Here is an 8,831-nt window from a genome sequence, read left to right as displayed (position 1 = left end):
GGCCACCCTGGGCCAGCAGGCCAAGGCCGCCGGCAAGGCCACCGGCCTGGTCACGACCGCGCAGGTCACCGACGCGTCGCCGGCCGCCTTCTTCTCCAGCACGGCCAACCGGTCGGCGCAGGACGAGATCGCGCGCCAGTACATCGAGGTCAGCAAGCCCGACGTCATCCTGGGCGGTGGCGAGGACTGGTGGCTGCCCGCGGGCAGCCCCGGCGCCTTCCAGGACAAGCCCGCCGAGGACACGTCCGAGGCGAGCAAGGGCACCAAGGGTGACCTGATCACGAAGGCCAAGAAGGCCGGCTACTCCTACGTCTCCAGCGCGGACCAGCTCAGCCGCGCCAAGGGCGGCAAGCTCCTCGGTCTCTTCGCCAACGAGGAGATGTTCCAGCAGCGTCCCGAGGGCCAGGGCGACGTGTACAACCCGGTGGTCGGCCTGTCCACCATGACCAGCAAGGCCCTCAGCACGCTGGACAAGAACAAGAAGGGCTTCTTCCTCATGGTCGAGGAGGAGGGCGTGGACGAGTTCGCGCACTCCAACAACGGCACCCGCGTCCTGCAGTCCATGCAGGAGCTGGAGAAGGCCGTCGCGGTGGCCCGCGCCTACGTGGCCACCCACCCCGACACCCTGCTGGTCGTCACCGGTGACCACGAGACCGGCGGCCTGGCCGTGGAGGAGGCCGACTCCGCCGACGAGTCCGGCGACGGCATCTCCGCCGAGGACGGTCCGTTCAGCATCCGCGGCAGCGACAAGTCGTTCTACATCGACTGGACCACCTCCGGTCACACCGGTGTGGACGTCCCCGTCACCGCGGCCGGCCCGCTCGCGAACCGCTTCACCGGCAAGCACGCCAACACCTACGTGCACGACGTGCTGAGCGAGATCCTGGCGACGCGCCGCTGAGCGAGGATCCACTTCCGGCGGGTGCCGGGGAGGGGACCGCCCCTCCCCGGCACCCGCCGTTCCTCCCCCGGCGGTGTGGCGCCGCGGGGACGGGGAAAGGCGTGGTGGCAGGCATGGTGAGCGGGCCGCAAAAGATCCTCCTTGAGGCGTAGGCGACCCGCTTTGCCATACCATTACTCTTGGTGCGGAGCCGTATCGCGCGGCCATGGAGGAGTGACAGATGAGGAGCAGCAACCCGGTCTTCTCGCGGCGTGGGTTCTCCCGCGGGGAGGGCTACGCGGGCTTCGGCGGTCAGCCGCAGACGCAGGGCGTCCCCCAGACGGGCGGCAACCCCTACGCGGGCACGAACCCGTACGCGGGCAGCAACCCCTACGACACCACGTACCAGGCCCCGCCGGGCGCCCCCGTGCAGACCGGCCGGATGACGATGGACGACGTCGTCATGCGCACCGCCATGACCCTGGGCACCGTGGTGCTCGGCGCGCTCGTGGCGTGGTTCGTGCTGCCGGTCTCGGAGAAGAGCTACGGCCTGGCGATCGGCGCCTCGCTCGTGGCCCTGGTCCTGGGCCTGATCCAGTCGTTCAAGCGTGAGGCCTCGCCCGCGCTGATCCTCGGCTACGCGGTCTTCGAGGGTGTCTTCCTCGGCATCTGGAGCAAGATCCTCAACTTCATGTGGCCGGGCATCCCGCTGCAGGCCGTGCTGGGGACCATGGCGGTCTTCGTCGGCATGCTGGTGGCGTACCGCACCCGCCTCATCCGGGTCACCGCCCGCTACGCCCGCATCGGCATGGCGATCGCCATCGGCTTCGTCATCCTGACGTTCGTCAACCTGATCGCCGCGATGATCGGCGGCGGTGACGGCCTCGGCCTGCGCAGCGGTGGGCTCGGCATCGTGGTCGGCATCATCGGGATCGCGCTGGGCGCGTTCTTCCTGTCGCTGGACTTCAAGCAGATCGAGGACGGCATCCAGTACGGCGCTCCGCGCCAGGAGTCCTGGCTGGCGGCCTTCGGGCTCACGCTCTCCCTGGTCTGGATCTACCTGGAGATGCTGCGGCTGATCGCGATCCTGCGCGGCGACGACTGAGTGCGCTGACCCGCGAGGGACATTCAACGGGCCCCGGAGGCAATGCCTTTCGGGGCCCGTTCGCATGTGCGGGAGGGGAGGCGCGTCAGCCGAACCTCCGCGCGGCCCGCCTCAGGTCGTATTCGTGGACGATGGCCTTGGCGTGTCCGTAGGACAGGTCGTGCTCGCTGCGGAGCCAGCTGACTTTCTCCTCGAAGCGGAGGAAAGCGGGCCCGTCGTCGACCGTGCGAAGCCATTCGCCGATCTCGCGGCCGGTGCAGTGGGGGATGTGGGAGAGCAGGTTCCGGTGGGTCTCTTCCGAGAAGGTCTGTGACATCGGCGCCTCCGGTATGCGTTCCGGTCACCCCACCGTGCCTGAGCCGTCGACCGTTGGCAACAGTGCAACGCACTCGGTTGTGTGTACGCACCGGTAGGCTCGCGCCGTGCTGGACTGTACGACGCTCCGCGACGCCGCCGGACTCCTGGCGGCGCGTTACCGCTCCCTGCCGCAGAGCCGGCTCCGTGGCGAGGTGGCCCGGGCGGGCCTGGAACTCGCCCGTGAACTGGCCGCCCTGGCACAGCGGATCGAGTTCCCCGGGCGGGAACCGCTGCCGGTGCCGGACGAGGGGGTCTTCGTGATCGGCGACCAGATCTCCGTGGCCGCCCACGACCTGGCCGCCGCCCTGGAACCGCATCCGGAACTGGCGCACGTACGCGACGCGGCCGTGTCCCGGATCGGGGACACGGCCGCGCGGTGCGGTCTGTAGGACGGGCAGGACGGGCTACAGCGAGGCGACCACCCGGTCGGCGAGCACGTAGACGGACTCCTCGCCGTAGGTGAAGGTCAGCGCGTAGCCGCCCGCGACGGCGGAGCCGCCCAGCAGTATCGGGGACTCGCCCTGGTCCAGGGCGTCGCAGAGGCGGTCGGCGGTGTCCCGGTCGCCCGGAGTCATGCAGAGCGTGGTGCCGTCGGCGAAGACGTACACGTCGAGCGTGCCGAGCGGGCCGGGACGGACGTCGGCGAGCGGCATCCGCAGGTCCGCGAGTTCGGACAGGCGCTCGGCGGTCTGCTCCTGGTTGGCCACGACCGGTGCCGGGACGCCGAAGTCGGGGTCGGAGGGGTGCCGGAAGGGCGCCGGGCCACCGGGCTCCAGGCCCGCGAGGTCGGCCTGGCGGGGCAGGAACGGGCCGTACGGCAGCACCTCGTAGTCGGTGCCGGCGGCGCCCGGAACCGGGCCGGCCCCCTGGCCGCCGAAGAGCTGGGCGTCGAGCTGCGGGTCCACGAGGGCCTCGCCGGACTCGCCCGTCCCGTAGCCGAGGGGGGCTTCCTGAGCGGCCCAGAAGGCACGTGCCTCGGCCAGTTCGCGCTCCCGCTCGTCGGCGAGCGCGTCGGCGACGGCGGTGCGGATGGCCTCGGCGTCCGGAGTGGTGCGTGCGGCGGGAACCCCGGCCGCCCGCCCGGCACGGGCCTCGGCCAGGTCCGCGCGCAGGGCCGCGACGTCACGACGTACGCCGCGTGTGGCGAACAGCGCGGCGGAGCCGGCGGCCACGGCGGTTGCCGCGCCCGCCAGCAGGACGAGGAACATGGCGCTCACTGGCGTACTCCCGACTGTGCTTTCCCGAGCCTGGCCCCCTGTACACCACCACTCTGCACCGGAATCCATGGCCTCTGCAGTGCGGAACGTCACGAAATGGGAGGGTCCAAAGTCTCGCCCCGTACCAGTGGCACGCCTCTGACCTGCCTAAACGACCGCCCCCGGGATTAGGTCACATCCAGGGGGCGGTTCGATTGCGACTTGTGTCTCGAACGTTCGTCCGAGGGTTCGGGAAGGGCCGGCGGGGCCCGTTACGACAGGCGCTCGATGACCATGGCCATGCCCTGGCCGCCGCCGACGCACATGGTCTCCAGGCCGAACTGCTTGTCGTGCCATTGGAGCGAGTTGATCAGCGTGGTGGTGATGCGGGCGCCCGTCATGCCGAAGGGGTGACCGACGGCGATCGCGCCGCCGTTGACGTTGAGCCGGTCGATGTCGACGCCCAGGTCCCGGTAGGAGGGGATGACCTGCGCCGCGAAGGCCTCGTTGATCTCGACCAGGTCGATGTCGTCGATGGTCAGCCCGGCACGCTTCAGTGCCTGGCGGGACGCCTCGACCGGGCCGTGGCCCATGATCTCGGGGGAGAGGCCGGAGACGCCGGTGGAGACCACCCGGGCGAGCGGGGTGATGCCGAGTTCGCGCGCCTTGGTGTCGCTCATGACGACCAGCGCCGCGGCGCCGTCGTTCAGCGGGCAGCAGTTGCCGGCGGTCACGGTGCCGTCGGGGCGGAAGACCGGCTTCAGGCCCTGCACGGCCTCCAGGGTGACCCCGGCGCGCGGGCCGTCGTCCTTGGCGACGACCGTGCCGTCGGGCAGCGTCACCGGGGTGATCTCGCGCTCCCAGAAGCCGTTCTTGATGGCCTCTTCGGCCAGGTTCTGCGAGCGGACGCCGAACTCGTCCTGGTCGGCGCGGGTGACGCCCTTGAGGGCCGCCAGGTTCTCGGCGGTCTGGCCCATCGCGATGTACGCGTCAGGGACCAGCCCGTCCTCGCGCGGATCGTGCCATTCCCCGCCGCCCTGCGCGGCGCGGGCCGCGGTGCGGGCCTCGGCCTCGGCGAAGAGCGGGTTGTGGGTGCCGGGCATGCCGTCGGAGCTGCCGTTGACGAAGCGGGACACGGTCTCGACGCCGGCGGAGATGAAGACGTCGCCCTCGCCCGCCTTGATGGCGTGCAGCGCCATCCGGGTCGTCTGCAGCGACGAGGAGCAATAACGCGTGACCGTGCAGCCCGGGAGGTGGTCCATGCCCATCTGCACGGCCACGATCCGGCCCAGGTTGTGACCCTGCTCGCCGCCGGGCAGGCCGCAGCCCAGCATCAGGTCGTCGATCTCGCGCGGGTCGAGCTGCGGCACCTTGGCGAGGGCCGCCTGGATGATCGTGGCGGTCAGGTCGTCGGGGCGCAGGTCCTTCAGGGACCCCTTGACGGCCCGGCCGATGGGGGAGCGGGCGGCAGAGACGATCACGGCTTCGGGCATCGCGACTCCTCGACGAGGCGGCGGGGGTACGGCTGGGACTCTCTGGGAAGTTACCTGTACGTAGCGGAGGGAGTCACGGCCTGGGGGCTGTGACGCGGACCTCTTTCTGAGCGCTTGCTTAGTCCATGATGGCGCATCCTCGTGGCGAACGCGCCCCCCGTGCGATGCTGACGTGGTGAATCCGGACGACCTGGTACGGCTGCGGCGCGCCCGTGACGCGATGGACCGCGACTACGCGGAGCCCCTCGACGTCCCCGCACTGGCCCGCGCGGCGCTGATGTCCCCCGGCCACTTCTCGCGCAGTTTCCGGGCCGCGTTCGGCGAGTCCCCGTACAGCTACCTCATGACGCGCCGGATCGAGCGCGCCAAGGCCCTGCTGCGGCGCGGCGACCTCACGGTCACGGAGGTCTGCTTCGCGGTCGGCTGCACCTCGCTCGGCTCCTTCAGCTCGCGCTTCACCGAACTCGTGGGCGAGACCCCGAGCGCCTACCGCGCGCGCGACCACGGGCCGGGCGCGCCGATCCCGGCGTGCATCGCGAAGCGGTACACCAGGCCGGTCAGGAACAAGGAAGCGAAGACCGCGCCGCGGGCCTAGCGTGGTCCGCATGGACATCACGCTGTCACAGTGCTTCATCGCCGTCGACGACCACGACAAGGCGCTGCCCTTCTACCGCGACGTCCTCGGACTGGAGGTCCGCAACGACGTCGGCTTCGAGGGCATGCGCTGGGTGACGGTCGGCTCGCCCGACCAGCCGGGCGTGGAGATCGTGCTCGAACCGCCCCTGGCGGACCCGGGCGCCTCCGACGCGGACAAGCAGGCCATGAGCGAGCTGCTGGCCAAGGGCATGCTGCGCGGGGTCATCTTCGCCACCGGTGACGTCGACGCCACCTTCGAGCGCATCCGCGACGCGGGCGGCGAGGTGCTCCAGGAGCCCATGGACCAGCCCTACGGCGTCCGTGACTGCGCCTTCCGCGACCCCTCCGGCAACCTGCTCCGCTTCAACCAGCGCAAGGCCGGCTGACGCCGGTTCCGGGCGTCATGGCCGTTGGGGCGGACGGCGGCGGGTGAAGGCGCGGGGTTGCCGTGCGGCGCGCAACGCCGCCCCGGGGGCCGCACCGCGCGGGGGTCGACCCCCTGCGGCAAGCGGTGGGCGGCATCCGCGACGGGTGCCCTCGCGGGTGGATGGGAGACAGCCCCCGCCGCAGGCGCAGCGGTCCCGCGGACGGCGGTGGCGGGTTGCCGTGCGGCGCGTACCGCCGCCGGAAGGGCCGCACCGCGCGGGGGCGGCCCCTGTGGCTTCCGCAGCCACGGCGGCGGTCCGCGACGGGGCCTGGTGGTCCGGAGTTCGGGCGGTGGGTGGGAGACAGCCCCCCGCCGCAGGCGCAGCGGTCCCGCGGAGTTCGGGCGGTGGGTGGGAGACAGCCCCCCGCCGCAGGCGCAGCGGTCCCGCGGACGGCGGTGGCGGGTTGCCGTGCGGCGCGTACCGCCGCCCGAAGGGCCGCACCGCGCGGGGGCGGCCCCTGCGCCTTCTGCGGACGGCGGCGGTCCGCGACGGGGCCTGGTGGTCCGGAGTTCGGGCGGGTGGGTGGGAGACAGCCCCCCGCCGCAGGCGCAGCGGACCCGCGGGCGGCGGCGGGTACCGCCGCCCGGAGGGCCCGCAACCTGCCGGAGGCGCTAGTTCTGGGCGGCCTCGGCCGCCGCCGTGGCGGCGGGTTCCGTCGCGTCGGGGAGGCGGCGACGGCGGCGGCGCTTGAGGAGGGCCCAGCGGCCGCGGGGGCCGGAGACCGTGCCGGCGGCCGCGGTGACCTCGGTGCCGGCCTCGCCCGCGGCTTCCGCGGCGGCCTGGGCCACCGGGAGGAAGCCCTCGCCGCGCCGGGCGTCGGGGCGCTCGTCCTCCTCGGGCCACAGCCCGACCGCGGAGCACAGCGTCGGCAGCATCGCCATGGCCGCGGTCGCGTAACCCTCGGCCGACGGGTGGTAGTTGTCCGGGCCGAACATCTCGCGGGGGCGGGACTCGAACTCGGGCCCAAGCAGGTCGCCCAGTGACACGGTGCGGCCGCCGAGGCCGACCACCGCGATGGTCTGCGCGGCCGCGAGCTGACGGCTCAGCCGCCGTGCGATCCAGCGCAGCGGCTGGTAGACCGGCTCGATCGTGCCCAGGTCGGGGCAGGTCCCGACGATCACCTCGCAGCCGGCCTCGCGCAGCCGCCGCACCGCGTCGGACAGCATCCGCACCGAGACGGCCAGCGGCATCCGCCGGGTCACGTCGTTCGCCCCGATCATGATCACGCACAGATCGGGCGCGGTACCGAGAGCGGGCCCCAGCAGAAGATCGACCTGGCGGGCCAGGTCGTCGGACTGTGCGCCGGGATTGGCCACGTTGACCAGCCGTACCGGCCGTTCCGCCACCGCCGCCACCCCGGAGGCCAGCAATGCGCCGGGGGTCTGGCTCGCCCGGTGCACCCCCTGCCCCGCCGCCGTGGAGTCGCCCACGAGGGCCAGCACGATCGGCCGCTCGTCGGTGCTCAGCGCGAAGGCGGCGCCGTAGACGCCGTCCGCGCGGGGCGGGACGGCGTCGGAGCCGCCCACGGTCCTGCGGGCGAGCGCGGCCTCGGTCAGCACCAGGCCGACCGCGGCGCCGCCCAGCAGCCCGATGCCGCCACCTCCGTACGCGGCGGCCGTCGCGATCCGCCGCGCCACCCTTGCCCTGGACAACGTCCACCTCCCGCGCCGGGTGTGCGGACCCTCGTGGCCCGACCCGTACAACGATTTGTTGCCCCGTCCGGTGCCCGCCGCAACCGCTGGGCGGCCCCGACTCAGGTCAGTCGCTGCTGCGCGACGAACCAGGCGAGCTGGGTGCGGTTGGCGGTTCCGGTGGACTCCATCAGGGACCGGATCCTGCGCTGCAGCGTGCGCAGGGATATCCCCAGCTGGGAAGCGATCGCCTTGTCGGGCAGCCCGGACATCAGCAGCGAGAGCAGCTGCTCGTCGAGCTCGGGGGAGCCGGGGAACTCCGGGTCCTCCTCCGTCTCGCCGAGCGAGGGCATGCGCAGCGGCGTGCCGCGCAGCCAGCGGTCCTCGAAGAGCTCCAGCAGCGCGTCGACCAGCACCGAGGGGTGGAGCAGCAGCAGGCCGGCGGAGGAGACCACGGACCGGTCGCGGCCGCCGGACAGCGGCAGCAGCGCCCGCTCGGCGTCGACGATCATCAGCTTCATCGGCACGGTCGGCGCCGCCCGGGCCAGCTCGCCCGGCTCGACGAAGCCCGGCATGTCGGCCGCCCCGGGGTACACCAGGGCCGTCGTCTCGTACAGGGAGCGGTACTCGACCCCGGCGGTCAGCCGCTCCTTCTGCACGACGTTGCCCGCCGCGGCGACGTACGGCGGCCGCACGAAGGTCAGCACCTCCTTGCGGGCCTCGCGCTGCAGCTGCTCGATCATGTGCTGCTGTTCCGTCTCGCCGTGGATCACCTCGGCGATCCCGCCCGGCATCACCGGCTCGGCCGGCCGGGACGGGCGCACGGCGGCGAGGGCCGTGAGCCGTTCCCGCACGAAGGCGAGGCCGGACTCCACGGCGGCCAGGCCGCTGAGGGCGGCGGCGTAGTCGGCGTTGCCCGTGCCCGCTTCGGTGGTGTCCGGGTGTTCCTGGTCAGGCATTGCCCACCCCCCGGTTGTATAAGCCCGGTGTCGTAACAGCGACGTGTCGTGATCGCGCCACGGTGTGACTCTACAACCGGACCTTCCGGGGCGTACGTAACACCAATGTGAAGCGTGCGACGCCCGGTGCCGGCGTGGGCGACCCC

General features: G+C 72.5%; 10 protein-coding genes. 5 read left to right on the top strand and 5 right to left on the bottom strand.

The window, feature by feature from the left end; all coding sequences use genetic code 11:
- Positions 1-901 (top strand): alkaline phosphatase (locus tag ABZ312_RS26375; protein WP_500438908.1); only part of this gene is annotated, 901 nt, incomplete at its 5' end.
- A 220-nt stretch (positions 902-1,121) separates the two neighbouring features.
- Entirely contained in the window at positions 1,122-1,985 is an 864-nt protein-coding gene (locus tag ABZ312_RS26370) for a Bax inhibitor-1/YccA family protein (RefSeq protein ID WP_500328658.1), read from the top strand.
- 85 nt (positions 1,986-2,070) lie between these two features.
- Here the strand turns inward: ABZ312_RS26370 and ABZ312_RS26365 are convergent, their stop codons facing one another.
- Positions 2,071-2,301 carry a DUF4287 domain-containing protein gene (locus ABZ312_RS26365; RefSeq protein ID WP_319161564.1) on the bottom strand — a complete coding sequence of 77 codons (231 nt, stop codon included), beginning with the start codon at positions 2,299-2,301 and terminating at the stop codon, positions 2,071-2,073.
- Between the two features lie 106 nt (positions 2,302-2,407).
- Between ABZ312_RS26365 and ABZ312_RS26360 the strand changes: the two genes are divergently transcribed.
- Positions 2,408-2,731, top strand: coding sequence for a hypothetical protein (locus ABZ312_RS26360; RefSeq protein ID WP_500369029.1), 324 nt, complete (start codon positions 2,408-2,410; stop codon positions 2,729-2,731).
- A gap of 15 nt (positions 2,732-2,746) precedes the next feature.
- Here the strand turns inward: ABZ312_RS26360 and ABZ312_RS26355 are convergent, their stop codons facing one another.
- Both ABZ312_RS26355 and ABZ312_RS26350 read right to left on the bottom strand, forming a co-directional pair.
- The gene (locus ABZ312_RS26355) at positions 2,747-3,559 is read right to left on the bottom strand and encodes a hypothetical protein (protein WP_500328656.1); all 813 of its coding nucleotides are present in this window, start codon (positions 3,557-3,559) and stop codon (positions 2,747-2,749) included.
- A gap of 251 nt (positions 3,560-3,810) precedes the next feature.
- Entirely contained in the window at positions 3,811-5,031 is a 1,221-nt protein-coding gene (locus tag ABZ312_RS26350) for an acetyl-CoA C-acetyltransferase (RefSeq protein ID WP_499512208.1), read from the bottom strand.
- A gap of 175 nt (positions 5,032-5,206) precedes the next feature.
- On the opposite strand from ABZ312_RS26350, the gene ABZ312_RS26345 reads away from it, so the two are divergent.
- Together ABZ312_RS26345 and ABZ312_RS26340 are read left to right on the top strand one after the other, a co-directional pair.
- Entirely contained in the window at positions 5,207-5,626 is a 420-nt protein-coding gene (locus ABZ312_RS26345; protein ID WP_500328704.1) for a helix-turn-helix domain-containing protein, read from the top strand.
- Between the two features lie 10 nt (positions 5,627-5,636).
- Positions 5,637-6,053, top strand: coding sequence for a VOC family protein (locus ABZ312_RS26340; protein ID WP_500328654.1), 417 nt, complete (start codon positions 5,637-5,639; stop codon positions 6,051-6,053).
- Positions 6,054-6,706: 653 nt separating this feature from the next.
- Here the strand turns inward: ABZ312_RS26340 and ABZ312_RS26335 are convergent.
- Positions 6,707-7,732, bottom strand: coding sequence for an SGNH/GDSL hydrolase family protein (locus ABZ312_RS26335; RefSeq protein ID WP_500328703.1), 1,026 nt, complete (start codon positions 7,730-7,732; stop codon positions 6,707-6,709).
- 116 nt (positions 7,733-7,848) lie between these two features.
- Positions 7,849-8,685 carry a helix-turn-helix transcriptional regulator gene (locus tag ABZ312_RS26330; protein WP_500438907.1) on the bottom strand — a complete coding sequence of 279 codons (837 nt, stop codon included), beginning with the start codon at positions 8,683-8,685 and terminating at the stop codon, positions 7,849-7,851.
- Positions 8,686-8,831: the final 146 nt, after the last annotated feature.

Source organism: Streptomyces sp. NPDC006207, from assembly GCF_040613835.1.
GTDB lineage: Bacteria > Actinomycetota > Actinomycetes > Streptomycetales > Streptomycetaceae > Actinacidiphila.
This window is presented reverse-complemented; position numbering and strand designations above follow the sequence as displayed.